Raw genomic sequence first — 24,812 nt, forward strand, 5'->3', positions numbered from 1 at the left:
TCATCTTTTTATTGTCAAAATCAAGTATTGTATATAATTGTATCACAATCATGATAATGATTTAGGATTGCTATATATTCCTCTGTTGCACTATAATACAAGATTTTATCTTCGGAAATTCCAAAACAATCAGATATAATTTTCATTTTTTTGTTAGCATTTTCTAGCTGTGCTTGACTCGGTTTAAATGGTTGACTTCGGTTTATAGGTTCAATTTTATCAACTGAATTCACAGCAATAATTACTTTATCTCTTTGCTTTTTAGTTGCAAACAAACGGCTAAATGTCTCTTGATCGACAGCTAAATCTCTTTGATCGGCCCGCAACAAATAAACCACAGTATCGCTGAATTCTAAAAATTCGGAATATAATTCAATATACTTCTTATCTAAAGCTATTGACTCACCAATTCCCGGTAAATCCGCTAGTGAAAAATAATATAGATCGGTGCTTTCATGAATTTGGAACATAGCAGATTGGCACTCTCTTGTGCAACTCTCAATATCACTTGACTCAAATATCTGTTGTCCAAGAATATGATTGACAGTTGTAGATTTACCATAACCAGTTTTGCCAATAAATATGACCTGAAGGCAGTATATTAGCCTGTCTTCACTCTTGAGATGCCATTTTATTCTATCTGAATGTTTCAAATTTTGATTTTTCAGAAAGTAAAAACATGGGTATTTCCTCAGCAAATTGTCTAGCAAGGCTTGATATCTTACATTAACATTTATATCCATGTTGTCATCCTACATCATCTCGAAATAATTTAGAGGCGAGCGATTTAAAAGAACCCCTTGAAAAATTTATACACTGAACCAACTATGGGAATAGACTCTATTGCTGCTGGAATAACTTCTGTGACAATCTCCCAAGCAGTATCCCAAAATCCTTTTTCTGCTTGGATTTTTGTTGGTTCTGAAACATTTTCTTTTTTTACATTTCTGGCAAATGTAACTTTTTTATCTTTGGGTAACGCAAAGACGATTTCATCAATTAAGCGAACTAAATTGTATTTTTCTTTAGTAGAAACAGCAATAATTTTAGACACGGGTGTTGAAAAAAATCTTGACACAACCGATAATTTCGCCTCTATATTTCGCAGTTGATTTGGGCCTGGTATGTGATTTTTTTCATCCCATTCTCTGGAAGGTTCTATTTTGTCAACTTGATTGACCACTATAAAAAATACTTTCCCTTGATCGAGATGTGGCTTAACCACATTTTTGTAAAAATCTTCATCTGAGGTAAATGCTCTATCATCACCCTTGATCAGCCACAACACAACGTCTAATTCTGGTAATAGCTTTGCATAAAGCTGTGCGTACTCCTTATCTCGTTCCTGACTTTCTCCTACTCCTGGTACATCAACTAACTTAATACCTTTTGAATTTCCCTGCCCTATTTTTAATAATATTTCCTGGGGATTTCGCGTACAAGCTTCAATATCGCTAACAGCAGCTATATCTTGACCAAAAAGAGCATTACACAAACTGGATTTACCTACTCCTGTTTTACCAAAAATACCTATTTTTGGCTCATAGGATAATACTTGGGTGATTTTTTCAGTAATTCTTTGACGCTCTTCATCAGTGATGAGTAATCCTGTCTGTGTAAGTGAACCAAAAAAATCTGAATAATTAAACTTCATTTTGTTGTCTCCATAAAATAGTAACGATTATTTTTTAGATAATTTGGCTTGATAACTCTCTCTAGCAGAAAACGGTACCTCGCAAGAAGTGAGCCTTGGCCGAATTTCTTGTGTAAAATTAATCACGATCCTGCTTTCTCTCATCCTAATCTAACTACCTTTAACAAAGAAACTAATAAGCATTAGGAATCGTGTTAGACTTTGATTATAAAAAATCCAGAAACCTATCCCCTGCAATGGCATCCTCTAACGATCGCTTCCCCGAAGCTGCCCGGGACTGGGACTTAGAAACTCTTTACACAGACCTAGCATCCGCCAAGGGAAAGCGGCTCACGCCCACAGAGAAACAACATCTACGGGGTCTACTCTGCGGCTACAGTCCCGCCGAAATTGCTGAAAGGCTCAGTAAAAACCCCAAGGGAATTGCGGTAGATTTCTGTAATACTTTATACCAATATGTAAAAAATCTTGTAGGTAAAGCTGATGAAAAGGTAGAAAACTGGAGGAAGATTTGTGAATGGCTGGAGGACGCAGGATATAAAACTCAGCCGTCTCCCGAACCTGAATCAGGTGATTGTTTACCAATAAAATTCTTAATAAAAAAAGCAAATGTAGTTGTTGATAAAAATCAAATCATAGTTGATATAAACCTGCGAATCGTAGCTTCCTCACCTTCAGAAATTCCCATTATAGAAAACTTCGATATCAATGGCAATGGTGCAAACTAACGAAAAGGCGATCGCACGCATCAGCTTAATGTTAAACCGAATAGCAATAAGGGCGGGCAAAATGCCCACCCCACATACTAGATATCACTTTGATATCAGACTTAAATTTTCAATACCCCCAGGGGAATTCGAATCCCCGTCGCATCCGTGAAAGGGATGTGTCCTAGGCCTCTAGACGATGGGGGCGCGTCGTTGCGTTTGCTTGTCTTCCGCACCTTTATTACCTTAACTAATCTTTCCCAATCTGTCAACTACTTTGCGAAACTTTTTTTTCTACTCGTCCCAAAGCTCGTCACAGTAGGCTTTGAGGATGGCGGCGCAATTGCCGATCGCCCCGAGATGAGCAATTTCAAAGCCGTGGGTGTTCTGGGTGGGGAAAGCCAAACAAGCGGCGCGGGCTACGTGGCCGAACTTCATGGCGATCGAAGCATCGCTCCCAAAACCGCTAATTACCGCCAACTGCACCTCTACATCGGCTGCTGTGGCTGCTGCGCGCAATTGGGCGTTTAATCCTTCATCGTAGACTCCGTAGCCGTCCTGAACCAGCAAAACCGGGTTTTCGCTGTCACGAATCGGGTATTCCGGTGCTAGAGGGCAAATTTCCAAAGCGATCAGCGCGTCCAACGGCTGGCGCTGGGTGAAATACAAAGCTCCGATCGCTCCAACCTCCTCCTTCGCCGACGCTACCAAATAAACATTCACGGCAGGCTCTTTCAAACATTCCGCCAGAGCCAGCAAAATCGCCACTGAAGCCTTGTTGTCCAGAGTGTAGCTCGCCATCCAATCCTTCAACCGCAGCGGGCGCTTGCGGTGCTTTCCCACCACCATCCGCGTGCCCGGTCGAATTCCGGCCTCGGCTAATTCCTCGGCGGTACACTTAGTTTCGATCCAAGCATTTTCCCACTTTAAAGAAACATCTTCCTGCTGAGCTTTCTGAGGAGATTCGTGAGAAACATGGCGGGAACCGAAGCTGAGAATGCCGCTAATTGTTTGCTTGTCTCCGAGCAAATCCACCACGCCTTCGCCGTAAACCCAAGGAAATGCGCCGCCCAATCTGCGGACTTCCACCCGGCCACTCTCGCCTATTGTTTTAACTAGGGCGCCAATTTCGTCTTTGTGGGCGGTAATGGCGATCGACTTTTCGGGATTGCGGCCCTTAATTAGGGCGATCGCATTGTCCGCGCGATCGAGCCAAGCATTCACTCCCAGGGCGGCGAATTTTTCCATCAACCGCTGGTTAATTTCCGACTCCGCACCGCTGGGTGAGTGCAGCATTACTAATTCTTCGATTGTTTGGAACAGGCGATCGAACTCTAACATTTTTAATCTTCGTTTTTAGGAGCGAATTTTGACATATATTAAAGCAGATTTACTCTCTATTTCCCCGGCGATACACTTAGTTTTAATTCAGGCATTTTCCCACTTCAAAGAAACATCTTCCTGCTGAGCTTTTTGAGGAGCCTAGGAATGAAGCAATTGGTCGCAGCAAAGGGGGATTGAGTAACAAGATTCATGGGAGCGCGTGGATGCGTTGGGCAATCCGTTGGGGTTTCACCTCGCCCCCGGACAAGCTGGTGACGCGAGCAAGAGCCGACCAACTGCAGCCATTACTGCTGGCGGATACACTGCTCGCTAACAAGGGCTATGATCCTGATCAGCGCGTGATTGACCCTCTCAATGCCGAGGGGAAGACCACCGTGATTTCACCTCGCCGCCATTGCAAGACCCTGGAAACTTACGATGCTGAATTGTACAGAGCCCCTCATTTGATTGAGAACTTTTTCCCCAAGCTCAAGCACTATCAGGCTATCGCGGCGCGCTATTACCGTAGGGCGGTGAACTTTCCGGCGTGCGATGCTTCTGGCTGCTGCGGTCATCTGGTTGAATTGATGACACCCCCTAAATTAACTTGACAGTGCGGTAAACTAATATGCCTGACCTCTTGAACACCTTCTTTTCTAATAATTTCATTCCTCACGGGCATTGTTACCTCTGGAAACCGGGGCTAGTCTGGCTGCACTTAACGTCAGATGCCTTGACTACCCTCGCTTATTTCTCGGTGGCGGTTGCCATTGTTTACTTTACGAATGAGCGTAAGGATCTGCCTGCCCACACGGTGATACTGCTGGTGGGTTTCTTTTTTATCTTTGCCTTATGTGGCATGACGCACCTGATGGGAATAGTGACACTTTGGCACCCCATTTATTGGGTTTCAGGACTGATCAAAGCTGTCACTGGTGCTTGGTCTTTGTATACCTTCACCTTTTTACTGATTCCCTTAATTCCAGTGGCACTCGATACGCCCAGTCCAGCTCAACTTGCCCTTACAAACCAGGAACTAGAAAATAGTCGCCGCCGTATCGAGGCGATTAATGTGGAGCTAGAGCAACGGGTGCAGGAACGCACTTCCCAACTCGAAGCGTCTAATCGCACCAAAGACGAATTATTGATGCGTGAACAAATAATTCGGGCAGAGGCAGAGGCAGCTAATCGTGCCAAGGATGAGTTTCTCTCGATTCTTTCTCATGAACTCAGAACTCCTCTCAACGCGATCTTAGGGTGGTCAACGATGTTACGGCAAAAAAACCTGAGTGAGGATAAGGTGGCGCGCGCTTTGGAGACGATCGAGCGAAATGCGAAGTCTCAAGCCCAGCTCATCGAAGACATCCTCGATGTTTCTCGCATCATCACAGGTAAACTGCGTCTCCGAGTCCGTCCTGTCAACCTCGTGCCGGTGATTGAATCGGCGATTGAGTCTGTACAATTGGCGGCTGAGGCAAAGTCAATTCGCCTGCAAAGCGTACTCGATTCTGAAGCGGGTCCGCTCTTGGGTGATGCCGATAGGTTGCAGCAAGTTGTGTGGAATCTACTTTCTAACGCCGTCAAATTTACGCCTAAAGACGGGCGAGTCCAGATTCTTTTGCAGCGGGTTAATTCCCATGTTGAAATTACTGTCAGCGACACTGGAGCAGGCATCAGCTCGGACTTTCTACCGTTTGTCTTCGATCGCTTCAGCCAGCACGACAGCACGACTACTCGCAGTTATGGGGGGTTGGGTTTAGGGTTAGCCATTGTGCGTCAATTAGTTGAATTACATGGCGGGACTGTAACGGTAGTGAGTCCAGGGATAGGACAGGGGACGACCTTTACAGTCAAACTGCCCGTGATGATTATCCATCTACCACCCAGCGCTCCAGAGCCATTAAACTCGCTCGTCGAGGCGAAGGGGAGATTTCAGGCCTCGCCGACCCTTGAAGGCTTACAAATCTTAGTGGTAGAGGACGAGGCTGACGCGCTAGAGTTGCTGAGCACGATTCTCGAAAAGTATGGTGCTGATGTCATGGCTGTGGCTTCGGTCAAGGAGGCCTTGACCATTATCGAAACCGCAACCGATCGCAGCCCCGATGTTTTAGTGAGCGATATTGGGATGCCGGATGAGGATGGCTACTCCCTGATCCGCAAGTTGCGTCAAGTTGAAGCGCAGCGGGGCGGTAGGCTACCCGCGATCGCGCTGACGGCTTATGCCCGGAATGACGATCGTCAGCAGTCACTATTAGCAGGTTTTCAGATGCATTTGACCAAACCCGTAGATGCTGCTGAGTTAGTGGCGGTGGTGGCCAGCCTCACCGGACGTACAAGCAGGTGCTAAAACCCAGGTGTTCAAGAACAAATGTTGCGTTTGAGAATAATGGGCTTCTTGTCAGCTTGGGGTGAAGGCTAGGGGTTGTGGCAAATCAAGCTTGTGAGTGTCGTCAGCAGGACAAACGTCTGTTAACTTGATTCAGGTAACAGGTCTACTGTATCCAGGATAGGAAGCACTGTGAGTGGTTATCGAGTAGAGCCTGCATGAGTGCTAGATTCTCTAGGATGCCAATTTCATCTTTGTGAGCGGTAATGGCGATCGACTCTTGGGGATTGCGGTCGGGAATTAGGGCGATCGCATTGTTCGCACGATCGACGAGCCAAGCATTCACTCCCGGGCCGGCGAATTTTTCCATCAACCGCTGGTTAATTTCCGACTCCGCAGCCCTGGGAAAGTCGAGTATTACTAACTCTTCAATTGTTGGGAGCAGCCCATCGAACTCTAACATTTTTCAATTCCGTGTTTTGAAGCGCATTTTGACATATATTAAATTATATTTACTCTCAATTTACTCTTCTTATGAACAAAAAAGTAACTTTCTGTAATGAGATCTAGCGCCTTCTCAACAAACTCGTAATCAGCCGGATTGGTTGACTATAAAAATCTCGCCTTCAGGTTTAATTCGCAGACTTCAACGGGATTTACAAGCCGTGCAAAACGTGAATTATTACCTAGAGGCTTTTCCCTCATCTAAGGTTATTTGAAAATTACAACAGATCTCAATCTCTCCCTATGCTTGTCCATAAACTTCAGCAACTCCTGCAGCGCCAAATTCGAGCCAAAAAGTTAGGGATTAAATTTAACAGAGTTGCTAGCTTTCAATTGCCCGAACAATTAATTGTGCAAGGAAAACTCCATCGAATAAACGTGCCTTCAGAGAAAGGCATGAACGGAGAATTTATAGAAGTGCTTTTAGACGACTGCTACGGAGTCGATAAATTATCTGAATCGCTGATGACAATTATTGATATTGGAGCCAATGTTGGTTTATTTCCGATTGCTGCGAGGAACAGGTTTCCCCAGGCCGTAATTCACGCCTACGAACCTAATCTCTACCTAGAAAATTACCTCAAACATCAATCTCAAATCGCAAATTTTACATATTTTATGGAAGCAGTAGGAGACCGAGATGGTAAAGTAGTCCTCGACATTCGGGAAGTTTCGGGAAAAACCAGATCGACAGTTAGCGAAAGTGGCGAAATACCAATGGTATCATTTCGCAGGGCGATCGAGCGAATTGGTGGTAGCGTCGATTTAGCCAAAGTAGACTGCGAAGGTGCAGAATGGCTGTTATTTGAAGATCGAGATACTTGGCAACTTGTGCAAAACCTTTCTTTAGAATATCACTTGTGGTCTGGTCACACTCACGCGGAAACCCGACAAATTATTGAAAACTTAGGATTTCGGGTCAGAAAGCAAATACCAATAGATAAATGGTACGGCTCGATTTTAGCATCCCGAACCTGCAACCCTCAAGGATATAGCAGATGTTGAAGAAGGAAGCTCGGCAACGGAGTCGCTTTCTTCTGATGTAACGGATGTCAGAAAGAAGGTTAATTCTTCTGGAGTTGTGGTGATAAGTCAAACTAATCAGAAAAGCCAGCTAATAACCGGGTACGAAAATTGTCGAAGTTAGCAAAATCCTAAGCTTTTGTGCATTTAAATATGGTTTCATTAAAAATGAATTTAGTCAATCACTAAAAAAAGGCCAGCCAATCATTATCTCAACGAGACGAGCAAATATAAAAATTACAGAAAGCCTTAAAAGAGGAAAAAGGAGATATTAGAGAAATAATTCGGATTTTATGATTGCTTAATGACGGATAAAATTAAGCTAAAATTGCTAAATTTTTGGGTGGCTCCGTAAATAAGGTGTCTCATTGGTGTATTCAGGGATATCCAGACCATCTAGAAACTCCAGCCAGATGCGATAATGAATGGAAGTCATAGAAAAGCCACAGATAAATAGGGCTTGCTGAATAAGTTAGGGAAAACCACGATCGCAATTGATGGGTGATTCAAGTTCGGCGAAGCATAAGTTTTGGTTTTTGTAATTGACCAAAATATAATTTTTGACAATCATTGAAGCGTAACCAGACCTTATTTTGGGAAATCGGCAGAAAAACACACAAAAAACCCGTCTTAACCAGGTAGAAAGGTTCATTACTAAAAAAGTAATAGCAATGGCTGTACCAGAAGTATTATCAAGTTTAGCCATCACCCGATTCAAGCTAAATCTTCTTTTCCGCAAGTCCCAAATTTGCCTTCAATAGAGTTACGAACTCTCTCATCTTCCCAGGCTTGTTTCTTTGTTTCCTTACTGACATTTGCTGGTGGCCTTCCTAACGGAGGGCCACTAATTCTAATTCCTTTTTCTTTACACCAAGCTCGGTTTTCCCTTGTTCGATAAATGCGATCGGCATGGACTGATTCTGGATAGTATCCTGTGTAACTTTTAAATTCTTCTACTTGGGCTTTTAAGTCTCCTGATTCGTTAAAATTATCCCAGCTTATTCGCTCCAAAAACACATACCCCTCAAAGCAACTCGCTGACAGTTTAGCTCCAAACTCTACTGATTTTCCTGCTTTACCTCTAATAATGGGACGGATGTGGGGTTGGCTTAAACTTACTATTCTGTCCTCAATACTCTGTTTGTTATTTTCAAATAGCCAGAGTTGTTGGCGATAGACTTCTGTGAGAACTAGCAAAGTTTTATATTGCTTTTTGGTCAGACTTTCCAGAGTCGCACCTGATTCGATTAGCTGATTGATATGAGCCAAGTTTCTTTTGATATATTGCAGTTGTTTTTTAATTGCTTGGATTTTTTTGTTTCTGGTCGGTCGTCGTTGTTTGGCTACTGCTAAGTAGTCTTTTCTGGCTATTTTTCGGTAGGTTCTGGGTTTTTTCTTGATTTTTACTGTGAGAGATTTATAGAGAATGTCGATGATTTTTTCGGTATGAACTCGGGCTCGGTTTAATAGTCCTAAGTCGGTCGGATAGCTAATATCTGCTGGGGCACAGGTCGCATCTATGATTAATTTTCCTTGATTGGGCGACTCATTTTTTGCGTCCGAATCCTTTTTTTTTTCTGGTTTGACTGGGGTAGTTTCGCGCAGTTTTTCCACCCGGCGTTCGTTCACTTTATTAATTAGGTTCGCACTAATTCGGTGACGAAAGTGAACTAATAGTGATGGGTCAAATGGGAGTTCATTACTGTAGGTTGATTGACCGATAAAGTATTGCAGATAGGGGTTTTCACGAATTTGTTCTACTGTCTCTCTATCGCTAATTCCAAGTTTCTCTTTGATAATTAATGCCCCCAATGCCATCCTAAATGACTTAGCGGGTGCGCCTATTTCGGTCGGGAAATTTTCAGCATATTCTGCTTCAAATTCATCCCACGGGATAAGTTCTGCCATCTTTACCCAACGGTTATCTGCTGACAACCTTCCTTCAAAGGGTAGTTCAAAGTCGGATGGGGGGCTTGGGGCAAGCTCAGCTTTTCGGTACACGAGCGCAAATGGTGATGCACGGGTTTTGAGTCATTATACCTGTTTTTCTTGCACCCTTACTACCTTTCTTCGTCCGAAAATCCATACAGTGTTTACTTGAACCACTTATTCAGCAAGCCCTAAATAGATAAAAAATTTACAGAATTTTCCGTAGTTATGACGTACAGTAGCAACAATCAGTGAACCAATTTCTTAAATGGTTAGGATTCATGTTTGTTGAGGCCAACTGCTACGCTCCTATCAATCATTGCTGGGGCCTTGGGAGCAAACCTTCGCAAAAACGATTTAAGCTGTGACCACCACATTTCAATAGGATTAAAATCGGAAGAGTAGGGGGATAACCAAATAACACTTGCACCTATGCTTTCAATCATTGGTACAATTGAGGTGAGTTTATGAGCTGTGAATTATCCATCACTACTACCGCTTCTAGCCATAATTGAGGGCATAAAAACTTCTCAATAAATACGGCAAATGCTGGCTCGTCCATTGAATCATTCATTGTCATTACGGTCATAAATTTCTTCAGGCTAATTCCGCCAATAACTTTGACTTTAGAGCCTCGATAAAATGGCTTGATTCCGCCCAACGAATGTCCCTACCTGTGAATGAGCAAGAGTCCTAGCCAAACGAGCGCATAATCCCCGTTTCATCTAAGAATACGCTTGTTATGGATCTCGATATTTTTGATTTTTTCCCAATACTAAACTCTTAACTTTTGCACTCTTTCTGTTCCAGCTTGGCTACTGTACTATGTTTTTTTGTACGATTGAGTCCTAATTTTTGTCGCATACCGACACACTGCCGTCCGACTCACCCAATTTCCCCTTCGCTGTAGCAATAATTCAGATAATTCAACCTGCATTAGCATCGGGATACTCGGCTAAAGCATACTCTGACTTCTGCTTCTGCATTAGTCAGCCAAATGGCTGAATCGGGGTTTTCCCCTCTTTTTTGGAAGTAAGTTTCCCTCAGGAGAGTTGTTGCTTGACCAGTTTTTGAACCAGACTTTTAGTAACACCAAACCGACTGGCTACTTTTCTCGCTTGACATCTTTTCTACTAAGTGTGCTGTCACTATTTTTAATCCCAGGTCGAGGGAATAGGATTTCCGACGCTTTGGCTATCAAATATTCCAATTATCAATTGTACCTCATAACATCGTCAAGTGCTGTATCGTCATTGAAGGTCTGTTTTCATAAGAAAGAAGAGTACCTCAAAAAAATTGACACAGAAATGCCTAATATTCATTGATAATTCCTTCCGTAATCTAGTCGCGACTATAACTTAATTGAATTGGTGCGACCTTCAACAAAAGAATACATTGCTAATCGACTGTTTACATCAAGTGAAAAACTAGAGTATTTATTACATCGCCTCTTAAATGAAGGAGAGTTCATTATTAAATGGCGACGAAAAATCCCAAACAAGGGTAATTCTTGTAGCACGGTTTAAATGCACAACAGCTTATCCAACCCATCCTTCTATTTGGGTGGATTTATCCTTGGTTACCAATATTTGCTTATCCTAATTTATTGCTTGGGTTCAACGATTTAATTGATACAATAAATCAATTCCCACCCTTTTATTCTTCTGTTTGATCTGGCTTATTTCTTACTTCTTTAATCCGGAAAGTGACAGAAGAGGGAGATCGGGGTTTGGATCACGGGCTTACAGTGGCATTTTTTTGGCGGAGTGGTATAACTACTCGGAATCAACAAATATTGCAATTCGTCAAGCGCTAGTGGGAGAGGGTAAATTAGTGTTGGATATAGAAAAATCTACAGGAAGTATCGAAGTGCCTGTCCCATTCGCCTTGCCTGCTGGATCGGGCTGGTAAAGTTGGATACGAGCGCGCCCAAGTCGTTTAGCTTGATAAAGCGCTTGGTCGGCTGCGGCAATCAGAATTTCGGCTCCCGATTCAGATGCAGGAACAATACTCGCTACGCCCAGACTCATAGTGACGTACGGGCTCACTTGAGAACCAGCGTGAGGAAGCTGCAAAGCTGCGATTTTAAGCTGTATGTGTTCGGCTACCATCACGGCGCCTTGAATCGCGGTATTTGGCAAAATAACGGCAAATTCTTCGCCTCCGTACCGAGCTACTAAATCGGCGGGGCGACCGACTGCATTGCCGATCGCCGCAGCGACTTGCCGCAAACATTCGTCTCCCCCTGGGTGCCCGTAGGTATCGTTGTAACTTTTAAAAGAATCAATATCGCAGAGAATCAGGGACAGAGGCGTTTGTTCCCGGGCTTGTCTGCGCCACTCCATTTCTAAATACTGATCGAATCGGCGGCGGTTTGCTAGCTGCGTGAGTTCGTCTAAAGTTGCCAAGCGCTCTAACTTGAGGTTGGCCGCTTGCAACTGCTGGTAGAGTTCTGCTTGCTTGATGGCGATCGCCAACTGGGTGGCCAGAGAAGACAGCAACTCTACTTCCAACTGCATCCACTGCCGGGGACTGCACTGGTGGGCCATCAGCAGCCCCCACAACTCGTCTCCTTGCACTAAAGGCACTACCAAATAAGCTCTCACCGCGAATTGTGCGAGCAAGTCAATTTGATATTGCGGCATATCGGCGGCCAAAACATCAGCGATCGGTCGGATAGCTCGATGTTGGTAGGCTTCGATATAGAACTGGTCAAAACAGAAATTTTCCAGGGTTTCCCCCAACATCGGCGGGCAGTTGGGAGCTACAGATTCAACTGTCACCGCCCCCGTCGCCGGGCCGGCGCAGAGACTGGCGGTACAGGGGTTGAAGCGGACGATCATCACTCGATCGGCCTGAAGGAAGTGACGCACTTCTGTCACTGTCGTGCTGAGCACTTCGCCCAAATCCAGAGACTGGCGGATGTGCTGAGTAATCGTCGCCATCAGCAGTTCTCGTTCGTTCTGCTGTCGCAGCGCCTCTTCTGCCCGCTTGTACTCGGTGATATCTTGAGCGGTGCCGAAAATTTGTTTGGGGCAGCCGTCGGCTGTGCGGGCGAAAACTTGGTCGCGGCAGCGAAACCAGCGCCATTCGCCCGATCGATGCTTGAGCCGATACTCCAATTCCAAAATATGCCCGTCTTGGGTCGAGGGAAATTTTTGCTGGTGGGCTTTGAGCCTGGGCAAATCTTCTGGGTACACCAAACTGGAATACAAAGCAGTTTGCATCTGTAAAATTTCTTGGGGAGTGTAACCCAGCAATTTAGAAGCTTGACCGTTGACGTAGACGTTTCGCTGTTCGGTCAAATCGTAGATGTACAGCAAATAAGGCGCCGCGTCAGCAATCTGCTGGATGAAATGCTGGCTCGATCGCAATTCTTCCTCCACCCGCTGACGCACTTGCACTTCTTCCAAAGCTTGATCCCGCATTGTGCGGTAAGCTTGGATGCGGTGGGTGAGGTCGGTCACGTCTTGAATCACCAGCAGCGCGTAAAACGATGGGGAATTGACCCCGGGCCATATTGATGACGAAGCTGAGGGTGCAGATTCCCTAGACAAAAAAGCACTTCTTGGTGATCCGACTCCGACAGTACCGTCTGATTCCAACTCAAGAGTACGGAGAACCCAGTCTCTAATTTCCTGTTCTTCTATGCCAGCCTCTTGGGCCGGCACAGCAGTCACAGTAGTTTGCTGAATTCGCTGCTGACCGTCTTGCCAAGTTGCCGGAATCAGGTGTTTGTGAATTTGAGAAGAAAAAATTGTTGGCGGGCCTCCTGCAAAGATTTGCTTGAAGCGAGTGGCATACTTTAACTGACTCAGGTGAGGAAAATGGGTTGTGATCTTTGTTCCCAATATTTGGCTGCGGGGAATTTTAGTCCACTCTTCCAGACAAGTGTTCCAAAACAGCACCACAAAATCATCTTGCAGCAAGCAGGCGCCGACTGGTACGCTGTCGAGAACCCCAAACTTTTCCTTAATACTTTTGCTCTCCTCAATCATAGACCCCCGGCAAGTTGATTGATAGCAGTCAACAAGGTGTCAAAGGAATTAACATTGAAAATAAGAATGATATCTCCTTCAATGTGAAGCCTTTCAATCATGAAACTGGTCTGGGCTAATAAAACAACTGTATCAGTAGCTAAACCGCCAGATATCAGCAAATTAGCAATCGTCCCTTCGCTATAAGTGGGAATTGAGTAGTTCAGGCGCTGCTGAAGTACGTTGCTGATTGCACCCATGACCCCATTAATTACAATATTTCCCACTTCACTCAGCGTACCAATTTTGACTGAATCGAGATCGTGAGTTCCAACTTCTTCCCCTGTAAGCATTGTCACCAGCAGGGCAGCGCTGTTGGTGGGAAAGACTAGCTGGGCAATGCCTCCAAAGGAGCCTGTGAATTTGAGCTGGACAGCGGCGATTTGCTCGCCGTTGAGGTGTTGCTCTAACTCTTCTTCCACGTCGATGGGAGTCAGGATTTGAAGGTAGGGGATTTGCAAGCGAATCGGGGAGTCGATCATGTCGTTCAAAACCCCTGCGGCTTGACCGATACCGATGTTGACGAGTTCCTGCAAAGCATCGAGCTGTCGAGTGCTTAATTTCATTGGGTGCTCTCCTCGCTGACACTGAGAGCTTTTTTGATCCACCCGATTAGTTCGTCTGAGTTGGGCATTTTGTGAATGACTGCCATGGCTCCGAGTTCCATGCACTCGGAGCGGGTGCTTGCTTGGATGTCTGCGGTAATTACGATCACTGGAATTTTATATCCTCGATCGCGCATGGCTTGCAGGACTTCCCGACCTTCCATTTCTGGCATCAGCAGATCTAAGAGCATACAGTTTGGGGTTTTAGTGCCGAGCTGTTCTAGAGCTTCTGGGCCGCTGGATGCTTCCCAAGTCTCGTATCCTTCTGCTCGCAAGATTTTGCAGATCACCCTGCGAGTCAACCACGAATCTTCGACAACGAGAATTGATGTCACTACGTTCTCCTCCTTCTATTTTTTAGAACTGACCGGCGTTGCAGGTACTGCTTTTATCTTGACAGTAATTTAAAGTGCTGGGACGGTGTGCGATCGAGCTTCACTTGGAATTCCTGTTCTTAAAAACTAACGCATTAATGTGTTGGATAGTTTAGTATCTTGGAGTATGTGAAGAAAAAACCCGGTTTCTGAATGAAACCAGGTTTGCGGGATCTCTATTGCTCCTAACATGGGTGCTCAATTATAGATTACCAAACGCTTCCGGAGCGATTCTACTCGCTGTTTGGCCGTGGTATTGTCTGGATCGCAGGCGAGAGCTTGTTCGTACATTTCCAAGGCTTGAGCTGTTAATTTCTTGCGCTCGTAGGCGTGACCCAGATTATTGAGAGATGTAACGTATCCGGGCTGTAACTTCAGGGCTTCTTTGTAGTGGCGGATTGCGATGTCGTACTGTTCTTGGCCAAAGTGTGCAAAACCGAGGGCGTTGTAAATAACAGCTTGATTTTCTTCGCCTTCTAAGTCTTTGGCTTTCAGGGCTTTTTGAAACAGTACGATCGCCTGCGAGTAAAGCTTCTTATCTAGATAGATACTTCCTAATTCGTAGTATTCCTGTGCTGTTCCTTTTTCTACTGTCAGCTTATTTTCTAAGCGTTCCAGAGACATTTCCAGCTTCCGAGTTTTAAGAATCTGGCGCACCACAAACCATGAAGTGCTGCCGAGTATAGCCAGCAGGACTGACAGGTAAACAATGAGCAAATTACTATCCATGTTTTTCTTAAAATTAGGTAGGTCTGTGGAAGGTTTTATTTATTTTAAGGCGATAGCAATCTCTGATATCTGCCTCTGCAACTGTATAAAAAACAAGGAAATAGCGATCGAGCGGCCCGATCGCGATTTCTGAAAAAGCAAGAGCCCAGAAGTAAGAACAAAGAAGGAAAGTTTGTCTCAACCTCCTAAATTTATCAGGAGTTTTCCTTCTCTGGCAGACCGTTAAATCTTTCTTACTTCTGCTTTCTGCCTTCTGAGAATCAAGCGAACTTTCAGCCTCCGGCTCGATTAGCCATTTCCACGACTTTACCGAATGTTGCGGGGTCAATGATCGCCATTTGTGCCAGCATTTTGCGGTTGATTTCGATGTTGGCTTTTTTCATGTTGCCGATCAGTCTGCTGTAGCTCGTGCCGTGCTGGCGCGATGCAGCATTGATCCGAGCAATCCACAGGCGGCGGAAATCGCGCTTGCGTTTTTTGCGATCGCGATAACCGTTACGCAGGGCCTGCATCACCCGTTGGTTAGCTGTGCGGAACTGTTTCGACTGTGCGCCTCGGAAACCCTTGGCTAATTTGAGAATTTTTTTGCGGCGCGCTCTGGCGACATTACCGCGTTTTACCCGTGTCATCTTTAATTTCCGTTAAACTTTACAAGTATGGAAGCATTAACCGCACGTTAGCATCGTTGGTCTCGTCGATGACGACCAGCTTAGATAGACGGCTTTTGCGAGCTGAACTTTTGTGCTGTAGCAAGTGGCTTTTGTAAGCTTTACGGCGCACAATTTTACCGCTGCCGGTCGCTCTAAAGCGCTTTGCGGCTGCTTTGCGAGTTTTGAGTTTTGGCATGAACTGGTGTTATTTGGACACAAGCTTATACCGTATCACGTTTGTGCTACTTTCTGCAAGGGAGATTTGCGGGTTGGGGTGGCGCTGCATTTGCTGCGATATACAGGATGGGCGATCTGGTAATCTTACGGTTGTTTGCTAATGTTACCATCTGGTATAAAATGTTATATCGCAGTTTCAGTATAATTAAGGGTTATACCTCTGGGTTATCAGCAGGGTTAATATTTGAAAGCTGCTGGTGAGCCACGATAATTAAATTGAAGATGCAACTTGCAAAAGTCTGGGCGCAATTGCTGCTGTGCGTCTCTAATTCTCTTAATATTTATGAATCTGTATGAACAAATAAAATTTATGAAACAGGGATGCAGCACTCACATCTCCCAAAATATAGTGCGAGCTGAGGGGAAAAATTTATGTACAATTAGTAGAGACTTTTTGGCGACTTTTAAAGCTAATTTCCCTCAATTTTTGAACTTTATTGAGTTGATAATTATCGAGTCCAGCTATCAGATTAAATCTTAATCCGAACCGACGGTGCCGATTTGTATATCGACTCGATAAAATCCTAAACACTTTTAGTTTCCCTTGATTATGGTAACTTAGGGTAACACTATCCTACTACATTGACAGCACTTTGACCCCGGGCGATCGTTGAAGCTATAGTTGCTATGCACGCTTGTTATAAGTCGCGATCGCGCCCGCCTACTTTTGCAAGAGGTCTACTGAACAGGCGCGTGTTGCTAGCGAGAAATCCGACGTAGTGAACGCCGCGCCAGGGTAGGGGGCGAAAGAGCCAGGGCTGGCTAGGCTCTGCGTGCGACTGAGTACAAGCAAAGCAGCCGATCGCTCGACTGACTCAACCTATTAACTAACAATGCAGCCACTCAAAGACGGAACTCCCCAGAAAAGAAGAAGAAAAAACAGAGCATGAAAAACTGCTGACGTAAACCCCCGATCCACATTTACTCCCGCTTGCATTATCAAAAAATGTGGGAGTAACCGAATTATATCAAATCCGTTAGCATCGGAATAGTAAATTCGAGTTCACGGTTGACGGTTCACTGTTGACTGTTCACGGCGTCAACAGTCAACAGTCAACAGTCAACCGTCAACATCATTCCGGTGTAACCGGAAATGATATTAATCGGATATAGTCATCTCCTTTTGTCTACGAGCAGCTAAGGCTAATTCAAAGCCTGCCTTCAGTTGGTCAGCCTGGTCCGAGGCATGGGACGCTTCTCCTGCTTGCCTTGCTTTTAGTTGTAACGGTGCGGCGATCGCAATCCGTTCCTCTTCATAGTGCGTAAGAGCTTTAGCAACACAAGCAGTATCCTGCAAGTTCAGCCCCTTGAGTGCTTTTGTTAAAGCAACAGCATCCTCAAATGCCATAGTAGACCCTAATCCTAAGGACGGTCGCATCGGGTGAGCGGCATCCCCTAATAAGGTGATTCTCTCTCCATCCCCCCATTGGGATACTGGTTCCCGATCGAACACGCCAGTTTCCACAATGGTGGTAGGGTCAGTTGCTCGAATAACCCTTTCAACAAAGGGAGTCCATTGGTCAAAAACTTGGAGAACCATAGCTAAAACATCGGTACTCTTCTCTGAAGTCGGATGGAGTGCAGTCCCTGTCCAAGCCAGTGCCTCGGCTCCTGCATCCATAATCCAAAAATTTTTCTGGTCTCCGACCACCAGTTGAAAACCAGCCCCTTCTGCAAAGGGTTCAGCGAGGGGGGCTAGGATTTGACGGGGCAAGATTCCTCGCCAAGTCATGGTTCCAGTGTACAGAGGGGCACCATCTCCCACGGTAAGACCGCGAACCACGGAGTGATAACCATCGGCACCAATTAACAGTTGTGCGCCAACATCGGCCTGATTCTCAAAGTGCAAACGTAAGGCAGCCTCGGACGGATCGGCGACCTTCGTGAAGTTGACAAACTTATGGTTGAGGTGAAGGGATACAGTAGGTGGGAGTGTGTTGTGCAATGAGCTTTGTAGGTTATACCACGCTAGCCAAGTGAAGGGAGTACCCGCCAATGGCGATTCATCAGAAAACAGAACCTCGCCATTGGGTCTCATCAGCAGTTGTCGCTGTGGGTTGGCAGAAGCGGCACGAACTTGGGTAGCGAGATCGGCATTGATGAGGGCCAATGCCTTATACCCCGATTCTCCCAACCCTAGGGCAGCGCCGATGGGACGTAAAGCTCTAGCTCGTTCAAACACACCTACCGAAAAACCTAAATTGGCTAGCCCATGGGCTGCACATAGTGCGCCCGGTCCTGCACCAATAATGGCGATATCGAAAGTTGGGGTTTCACTCATTTTTAGATACGGTTAAAAGCAGCAGCGAGGAAAGCGATTGCCTTGAGCACTAGCGAAGCTCATCGCGCTTCGTGTGAGATGATGTAGGTTCTGGTTGATAATATACACTCACGCACTAATTCATAAAAGAGATTTCTTGCAAAAGTAGGCGGGCGCGATCGCGACCTATAACCTCAGGGTGAACGATCCTAGAAGCCAGACAGCGAGACAACATTCCGCGAAATGATGAAGCCGTCGCAAATGAATCAAGATGAGTTTCAAGAATGGCTCTACGGCTACCAGCCTTCGTAAACTTTGGAATATGTGCTGATTAAAAATGCTGACATCATGCCGCGATCGGCACTCGAACATAATAAATGAAGGAGGTATTTAAGCTGGATTTAGTATTAAACTCTCAATACAGGGTCTTTCGGGATTTTCAGGATTGGGAACTAGACGCTGATTTTTGCAATCTACTAGCAAATCTAAAGTTTCTAACACAGTTTGACCGATTAGCACCCTATCGCCTAAAACCATTGCCACCTCAATCGTTTCGCGCCCTTCTATTTCAATGATAATAGGCCCAGTCAACCCCACTGTTTCTTGTCTGCCATCAGCATATTTTGCTATTTCTTGACTCCGAATTCTTAAACCCAGGTGTTCGCAGACTTCTACAGGAATAGCTGTGCGTACTGCACCAGTATCTATGAGTGCTTCTGCTTCGTACACGCGCAACAGATTTGGATTGAGCAATCCTCTCTTAACTAACTCTTCATCAATGCCATTCGTTAGCTTGACTTTGACTCGAACTGCACCCTTATTTTTGCTGGCTTGAGTTAGAGCGCGATCGATATTTATCATATCGCCTCTTGTCGTCTATAAAGTCTACCTTTGATTCTAGCCACAATTTATGGTAGTAAGGTTCGCAGTGCCAACCCTACAAGTAGAGTTTGTACCTAAGTCTTACAGCGTATTCCAGGTTTAGGAAGTGCAGTAGGGACAAAGGCTTTCGCCATGTCCCTACACGGATCTATCACTCTTGTGGGGCGGGCATCCTGACCGCCCTAAACATACAAGTTAAATGCACAACAGCTTACTCATCTTCTGCATAGATAAACCGATACAATTCGCTAGGATCTGGCTCAGCGCTTTTCTCAGCAAAATCGACTGCATCATCAATTACTGCTTGAATTTTATTATCGATCTCTTTCAATTCTTCAGCAGTTGCCAAAGTTCGATCGATCAAATCAGCAGCCAACTTCTTAATTGGATCGCGGGGGAACCAAAATTCTTTCTCTTCCTTAGAACGCAACTCATCAGGATCTGCCAAAGAATGACCGCGAAAGCGATAAGTCAAAGCCTCGATTAAAGTCGGCCCCTCGCCGGCTCGCGCCCGCGCTACAGCTTCTTTCGCCACTTCCCGCACGGCCAAAACATCCATCCCGTCAACCTCAAAACCAGCCATGCCAAAAGCATGAGCTTTCTTGTAAATCAGCGGGTCAGATGTAGCTCGCTCGTGGGCCATCCCGATCGCCCATTTGTTGTTTTCCACAACATAAATAATCGGCAACTTCCACAAAGCCGCCATATTCAAGCACTCAAAAAACTGCCCGTTATTTGCAGCACCGTCGCCAAAAAAACAAGCAGTTACGCCATCGGAACTCTCATCCCCCAAAGCTTCGCGGCGGTACTTCGATTGAAAAGCCGCCCCCGTAGCTACAGGAATCCCCTCAGCCACAAAAGCATAACCTCCCAACAGTCGGTGTTCGGCCGAAAACATGTGCATCGAACCGCCGCGGCCCTTCGAGCAACCAGTTTCCTTCCCGAACAACTCCGCCATTACCTCCCGCGCCGGGACGCCCGCGCTCAAAGCGTGAACGTGATCGCGGTAGGTGCTGCTGACGTAATCAGTGTCATCCCGGCGCATCGATCGAATCACGCCAGTAGAGACAGCTTCCTGACCGTTGTACAAGTGGACAAAACCAAACATTTTGCCCCGGTAGTACATCTCAGCACACTTGTCCTCAAAATAGCGCCCCAAGACCATATCCTCGTAGAGCATCAAGCCCTCATCCCGAGAGATGTTTACGCTTTGCGCGTCAAAAACTGGTAAAGTCCGTTCCTGAACCATAAATAATTAATACCCGACGATCGGCTTCCTAGACATCTAAATTTAAACCGAGATGGGACACAACCGCAGCAGAAAACGATCGATCGTTTTCTGTGCAACAGTTCACCAATTGTTAAAATGAGTTTGGCAGGCGGGGCGGATGGCCAGGAGTCCGAGAACCAAGTCCCATCTAAACCCGATGCCAACGAATGATATAATTCCATTACTCTCAAACCCGAAAATGCTCAAGAGTCAAACCACTCCTTTAGCTGACGGGCAGTGGGGCAAGGCATTTTCCTCACTGTAAAACGCTGTAGAGGGAAAAAAGTCAGAGTATCTCTACGACAAGTCCAAGATACCGTGAATTGGGCGGTTGGAAGCCAACACCAGAATTTTTGATTTGGTTTGCGGGAGTATCTCACTTAAGATAGGCTAATTCAGTTGCTAGCGCTTTGGGGAAGTGGACGAGTGTTAATTCCACTAGATTACTACCGGATTTTGGGTCTACCGATTCAAGCTACTGCCGAACAGTTGCAGCAGGCTCACCGCGATCGAACTTTACAGCTTCCGCGCAGGGAGTATTCTGAAGTTGCGATCGTCGCCCGCAAACAACTGCTCGATGAAGCCTGCGCCGTTCTGTCAGACTCAGAGGGGCGCAAAGCTTACGATGCCAGTTTTTTAGCCAAAACTTACGATCGAGAGTCGGAAGCCGCACAGGAAGCCAAGCACCAGAGGTCAAAAACCTCAGCAGGCACGGCCACCTTCCTGCAAGAGGCAGGAGAAACTGCTCCGCCAGAGTCCAAGGCTTTAGAGGCTGCTCCCGACCCCCACACTCCAAGTATTGAAATCGATGACAACCAATTCGTAGGAGCCCTGCTCATACTGCAAGAACTGGGGGAATACGAACTCGTACAGAAGCTGGGTCGCCCGTATCTTAACAATGGCAGCATCGCGATCGCAGAAGGTCGTTTCGGCGACCCCCAGCTCGTGAGGCCAGATATAGTTTTAACTGTCAGCCTTGCCTGTCTAGAACTCGGCCGCGAACAGTGGCAGCAAGGTCAGTACGAAAATGCCGCAAAATCATTAGAAGCAGGTCAAGAATTGCTGCTGCGCGAAAGCCTATTTGCAAGCGTGAGGGGTGAAATGCAAGCCGACATATACAAACTCCGTCCGTACAACATTTTAGAGCTATTATCACTCCCCGAAGAAAAAGTTGACGAGCGTCGCAAGGGACTGCAAATCCTGCGAGAAATGCTTCAAGAACGAGGCGGTATCGACGGTTCGGGAGACGATCGATCGGGTTTAGGAATAGAAGACTTCCTCCGGTTCGTGCAGCAAATGCGTAAACACCTAACCAGCAGCGAGCAGCAGGCGCTATTTGAAGCCGAAGCCGGCCGCCCCTCCGCAGTCGCCACTTACCTCTCGGTCTACACCCTGTTAGCCCAAGGATTTGCCGCCAGACAGCCATCGATGATCCGTCGCGCCAAGCTGATGCTGATGCAGCTAGGTCGCCGCCAAGACGTTCACCTGGAAAAAGCCGTCTGTTCCCTGCTGCTGGGGCAGACAGAAGAAGCCAGCAGAGCCCTCGAACTCAGTTCGGAAAAAGAACCCCTGGCATTCATTCGCGAACATTCCCAAGATTCACCCGACTTGTTGCCCGGACTGTGCTTGTACGCCGAACACTGGCTACAAGAAGAAGTGTTTCCCCACTTCCGCGACTTGGCCAACGAGTCAGTCTCCTTGAAAGACTACTTTGCCGACCCGAAAGTACAAGCTTACCTAGAAGCTTTGCCGCAGGACGCAGAAACCGCCAACGAATGGGTCGTCGTGCAGCCCCGCTCCGGCAAGCCCCCAGGGCGACTGCAACCGACAGCAGGCAGATCGCCCGCTGCCATACCCGCACAGCCACCTGCAGCCAAGCAGGGAGCCAGTACCGTCACCTTGACCGCCGTACCGGGCGAGGCTTCCACGGCAGCCTCGGGCGCTAAATCCCAGGCAACGGTGGCCGCGCCGAGCCCCGCTGCTGCCGCCGTCTCTATGCCGATAGCTACAGTGCCACACCCTGCAGACTCGACTTCCAAACAACGCAGACGCCAACATTCAGGGCGCAGCGGAGCAAGCGGCAATGGACTAAAGGGCGATTTGGTCGATCGAGCGCGCACCAAGGCAGCAGAACTTACCGCCCAAGTCAAGTCCATGCCTCCAAAAAGGCTGGCTTTGTTTCTAGTCGCAGGTGTCCTGAGTCTTTTACTCCTTTGGTTAATACTCAGTCTGTTGGCTAGCGCCATGCAAGCCCTATCGGGCCCCCTGCGAGGAGAGCAAGCCCTTGTCCGCCTGGAAGAACCGCCCCTAGAAATCCCTGCCTTGGCCGCGGCCCCAGAGCCGAGCGCTGGAGGCGCAGTGTCGGGAGAAATCACTGAGGAATCCGCCGGACAAATAGTTCAAAGCTGGCTGTCGGCGAAAGCAGCGGCTTTGGGCCCCAATCACGCAGTCGAAGAATTAAAGCAAGTTCTGACAGAACCGGCTTTGTCTCGCTGGCAATTGATGGCAGAAGCTCAACAGCGAAACAACGCGCACCAGCGTTACGTACACAAGCTGCAAGTTAATGGAGTTAAGACGAATCCGACTAATCCCGATCGCGCTCAAGTAGAAGCCCAAGTAGGGGAAAAAGCCGAGGTGTTCGATCGATCTCAGCTCGTTTCTTCGCGCAATGAAAACCTGCGGGTGCGCTACGACTTGATCCGTCAAGAGGGACAGTGGCGGATTATGGATTGGCAAGTGATTAAGTAAGGAATTGGTAATTAGTAATTGGTAATTGGTGATTTCTGCTGGCTAATTATTAATTACCAATTTCTGATTATTAGGTGAATTTTTAATTCCAAAAGCGGGAGTTTTGAATTGCAGATTATTGTTGAAGGCTGGCGTTTTATTTATCATTCCTATTGCGTAGCCAATCAATTTCAACTGCTGGAAATGCTCGCTCGCCCGCGAAGCCAAATTGAGCTTTTCCACCGCGATATGCCTTACATTGACGCAGCTTGGGAAACGAAAATTAGTTTGTTCGATCGCCCAAATGAAACCTTACTTCGCAGCATTAAGATCCCTGCGGTAAATCAGTCAGCCGATGTTACCCTGCGAATGTACTGCCCGTGGGACTTCTCGGCATCCAGCAGCGCTCAAACTTGGGTATTTGCAGCCACAGAATGGGGGATTGTTACCAGTACAGTATTACAGGCGATGGGTGTTAAGTCGATCGCCGAAACTCCGGTTAACTCAGAAACGAAAATTATTACACCTTCAGCGTGGTCAAAAGCCGGCTTAATTCGCAGCGGTGTGGAGGCCGATCGCATTGCGGTTGTACCTTTGGGAGTCGATCCTCAGATTTATTATCCTGCTGCGGGCGATCGGCGTCAATCGCTGCGCCAAAGCTTGGGCTGGTCAAACTATTTTATATTTTTAAACATCGGAGGACAAACCGATCGCAAAGGTATTCGCCCTTTATTAAAAGCCTTCGCTGCGGTAGTTGACAAATATCCCCATGCGAGATTAGTTTTAAAAGGTTCAGAACTGCTTTATCCGTCGAGAGACGAGATTGCCGAAGCCTGCCGAGTTGTGCTCAACGATGCCGAAAGAGCGAGAGTTTTACCAAGATTAATTTATACTGGTAGCCAGCTATCTTTTGCTCAAATAGCGGAGTTTTACCAAGCAGCAGATGCTTATGTTTCTCCTTATTTGGCAGAAGGTTTTAATCTGCCGGTGTTGGAAGCAGCAGCTTGCGGTTTGCCAGTTATTTGCACTGCGGGCGGCCCTACGGATGATTTTACGCGATCGAACTTTGCACAGCGGATCGAAAGTAAATTTACGGCTGTGGTGAGTGACGGGGAAACCTTATTTATCTTAGCTCCTGAGTGGGAACATTTGACTGATTTGATGCAAGGGGCGATCGAACAGCCTGGAATCGCTGCGAAAGCTAGGGTTGCGGGCCCGGCTTTTGTGGCTGAAAATTTTACTTGGAGGCGTGTAGTCGATCGATTGCTTGAGGTTATGGGAGGAGATAAAAAGAGAGAGGAGAGGTCTATTTTTGAGCCAATAATTTTGTAGTTTGGACGTTTCAAGCCCTAGATGGGGTTTTAGGTTTTTTCCGGCTTGCACTGTTAGGGTTTTGTTTGCTGTGGGCGCAAACTGTTTCAATCCCTGATAGGGTTTTAGGTTTTTTCCGGCCGGAAGTGCTCTTGCAACTGGAGGTTTTACAATTGCGTTTCAATCCCTGATACCAATTTTACATGAAGTTGCATAGAATAAAGATACTGTTTAGAGGTGATAAGTTATGGCACGTCAACTGAT

20 protein-coding genes, 1 tRNA gene and 1 pseudogene are annotated in these 24,812 nt (G+C 46.4%); 6 read left to right on the plus strand and 16 right to left on the minus strand.

Going from position 1 to position 24,812, the window contains the following annotated elements; translation table 11 throughout:
• Positions 1-20: 20 nt before the first annotated feature.
• Together QUA62_RS26600 and QUA62_RS26605 are read right to left on the minus strand one after the other, a co-directional pair.
• Positions 21-743 (minus strand): GTP-binding protein, encoded by a 723-nt coding sequence (locus tag QUA62_RS26600; RefSeq protein WP_333407802.1) that lies wholly within the window; start codon positions 741-743, stop codon positions 21-23.
• A 44-nt stretch (positions 744-787) separates the two neighbouring features.
• On the minus strand, positions 788-1,654 hold the full coding sequence (locus QUA62_RS26605; RefSeq protein WP_333407804.1) for a GTPase: 867 nt from the start codon (positions 1,652-1,654) through the stop codon (positions 788-790).
• A 236-nt stretch (positions 1,655-1,890) separates the two neighbouring features.
• On the opposite strand from QUA62_RS26605, the gene QUA62_RS26610 reads away from it, so the two are divergent.
• The gene (locus QUA62_RS26610) at positions 1,891-2,382 is read left to right on the plus strand and encodes a helix-turn-helix domain-containing protein (RefSeq protein ID WP_333121078.1); all 492 of its coding nucleotides are present in this window, start codon (positions 1,891-1,893) and stop codon (positions 2,380-2,382) included.
• Positions 2,383-2,495: 113 nt separating this feature from the next.
• On the opposite strand, the gene QUA62_RS26615 is transcribed toward QUA62_RS26610, so the two are convergent.
• Both QUA62_RS26615 and QUA62_RS26620 read right to left on the minus strand, forming a co-directional pair.
• Positions 2,496-2,568: transfer RNA gene (locus tag QUA62_RS26615), tRNA-Glu, on the minus strand.
• A gap of 87 nt (positions 2,569-2,655) precedes the next feature.
• Positions 2,656-3,702: a M42 family peptidase gene (locus QUA62_RS26620; RefSeq protein WP_333407806.1), complete on the minus strand. Its 1,047-nt coding sequence runs from the start codon at positions 3,700-3,702 to the stop codon at positions 2,656-2,658.
• Between the two features lie 206 nt (positions 3,703-3,908).
• Here QUA62_RS26620 and QUA62_RS26625 point away from each other — a divergent pair, with 206 nt between their 5' ends.
• On the plus strand, positions 3,909-4,295 hold the full coding sequence (locus QUA62_RS26625) for a hypothetical protein (RefSeq protein ID WP_333281925.1): 387 nt from the start codon (positions 3,909-3,911) through the stop codon (positions 4,293-4,295).
• Between the two features lie 17 nt (positions 4,296-4,312).
• Positions 4,313-6,031, plus strand: a complete 1,719-nt coding sequence (locus QUA62_RS26630) for an ATP-binding protein (protein WP_333281928.1) — start codon at positions 4,313-4,315, stop codon at positions 6,029-6,031.
• Positions 6,032-6,176: 145 nt separating this feature from the next.
• Here QUA62_RS26630 and QUA62_RS26635 read toward each other — a convergent pair whose 3' ends face one another.
• Positions 6,177-6,473 carry a hypothetical protein gene (locus QUA62_RS26635; protein ID WP_333407807.1) on the minus strand — a complete coding sequence of 99 codons (297 nt, stop codon included), beginning with the start codon at positions 6,471-6,473 and terminating at the stop codon, positions 6,177-6,179.
• 284 nt (positions 6,474-6,757) lie between these two features.
• Between QUA62_RS26635 and QUA62_RS26640 the strand changes: the two genes are divergently transcribed.
• The gene (locus tag QUA62_RS26640; RefSeq protein WP_333407810.1) at positions 6,758-7,519 is read left to right on the plus strand and encodes an FkbM family methyltransferase; all 762 of its coding nucleotides are present in this window, start codon (positions 6,758-6,760) and stop codon (positions 7,517-7,519) included.
• 490 nt (positions 7,520-8,009) lie between these two features.
• On the opposite strand, the gene QUA62_RS26645 is transcribed toward QUA62_RS26640, so the two are convergent.
• From QUA62_RS26645 to pdhA, 11 genes and pseudogenes are all read right to left on the minus strand, one after another.
• Positions 8,010-9,538 (minus strand): IS5 family transposase gene (locus tag QUA62_RS26645; protein ID WP_445301723.1). Its coding sequence is split into 2 segments (ribosomal slippage): positions 8,010-8,270 and positions 8,273-9,538, totalling 1,527 coding nucleotides; the frame shifts between segments, so codons are not numbered across the junction.
• 200 nt (positions 9,539-9,738) lie between these two features.
• Positions 9,739-10,127 (minus strand): annotated as a pseudogene (locus QUA62_RS29545) (transposase).
• Positions 10,128-11,271: 1,144 nt separating this feature from the next.
• Complete coding sequence (locus QUA62_RS26650) at positions 11,272-13,464, minus strand: diguanylate cyclase domain-containing protein (RefSeq protein ID WP_333407813.1); 2,193 nt, start codon at positions 13,462-13,464, stop codon at positions 11,272-11,274.
• Positions 13,461-14,069, minus strand: coding sequence for a hypothetical protein (locus tag QUA62_RS26655; RefSeq protein ID WP_006634168.1), 609 nt, complete (start codon positions 14,067-14,069; stop codon positions 13,461-13,463). The genes QUA62_RS26650 and QUA62_RS26655 overlap by 4 nt, the downstream gene beginning before the upstream one ends.
• Positions 14,066-14,443, minus strand: coding sequence for a response regulator (locus QUA62_RS26660; protein ID WP_190658171.1), 378 nt, complete (start codon positions 14,441-14,443; stop codon positions 14,066-14,068). The genes QUA62_RS26655 and QUA62_RS26660 overlap by 4 nt, the downstream gene beginning before the upstream one ends.
• Positions 14,444-14,680: 237 nt before the next feature.
• On the minus strand, positions 14,681-15,211 hold the full coding sequence (locus QUA62_RS26665; protein WP_190658173.1) for a tetratricopeptide repeat protein: 531 nt from the start codon (positions 15,209-15,211) through the stop codon (positions 14,681-14,683).
• 272 nt (positions 15,212-15,483) lie between these two features.
• Entirely contained in the window at positions 15,484-15,840 is a 357-nt protein-coding gene (rplT, locus tag QUA62_RS26670; protein WP_190658174.1) for a 50S ribosomal protein L20, read from the minus strand.
• A 19-nt stretch (positions 15,841-15,859) separates the two neighbouring features.
• On the minus strand, positions 15,860-16,057 hold the full coding sequence (gene rpmI / locus QUA62_RS26675) for a 50S ribosomal protein L35 (RefSeq protein ID WP_006634164.1): 198 nt from the start codon (positions 16,055-16,057) through the stop codon (positions 15,860-15,862).
• Positions 16,058-17,197: 1,140 nt separating this feature from the next.
• The gene (locus QUA62_RS26685; protein WP_333407816.1) at positions 17,198-18,379 is read right to left on the minus strand and encodes an FAD-dependent monooxygenase; all 1,182 of its coding nucleotides are present in this window, start codon (positions 18,377-18,379) and stop codon (positions 17,198-17,200) included.
• A 369-nt stretch (positions 18,380-18,748) separates the two neighbouring features.
• Complete coding sequence (locus tag QUA62_RS26690; protein WP_333407818.1) at positions 18,749-19,219, minus strand: retroviral-like aspartic protease family protein; 471 nt, start codon at positions 19,217-19,219, stop codon at positions 18,749-18,751.
• A gap of 232 nt (positions 19,220-19,451) precedes the next feature.
• Positions 19,452-20,489, minus strand: coding sequence for a pyruvate dehydrogenase (acetyl-transferring) E1 component subunit alpha (gene pdhA, locus QUA62_RS26695; RefSeq protein ID WP_333281956.1), 1,038 nt, complete (start codon positions 20,487-20,489; stop codon positions 19,452-19,454).
• A 447-nt stretch (positions 20,490-20,936) separates the two neighbouring features.
• On the opposite strand from pdhA, the gene QUA62_RS26700 reads away from it, so the two are divergent.
• Positions 20,937-23,258: an IMS domain-containing protein gene (locus tag QUA62_RS26700; protein WP_333407820.1), complete on the plus strand. Its 2,322-nt coding sequence runs from the start codon at positions 20,937-20,939 to the stop codon at positions 23,256-23,258.
• 108 nt (positions 23,259-23,366) lie between these two features.
• Positions 23,367-24,569: a glycosyltransferase family 4 protein gene (locus QUA62_RS26705; protein WP_333407822.1), complete on the plus strand. Its 1,203-nt coding sequence runs from the start codon at positions 23,367-23,369 to the stop codon at positions 24,567-24,569.
• The last annotated feature ends 243 nt before the right edge of the window (positions 24,570-24,812 follow it).

The organism is Microcoleus sp. MON1_C1 (assembly GCF_036701945.1).
In the GTDB taxonomy this organism is placed as follows: domain Bacteria; phylum Cyanobacteriota; class Cyanobacteriia; order Cyanobacteriales; family Microcoleaceae; genus Microcoleus.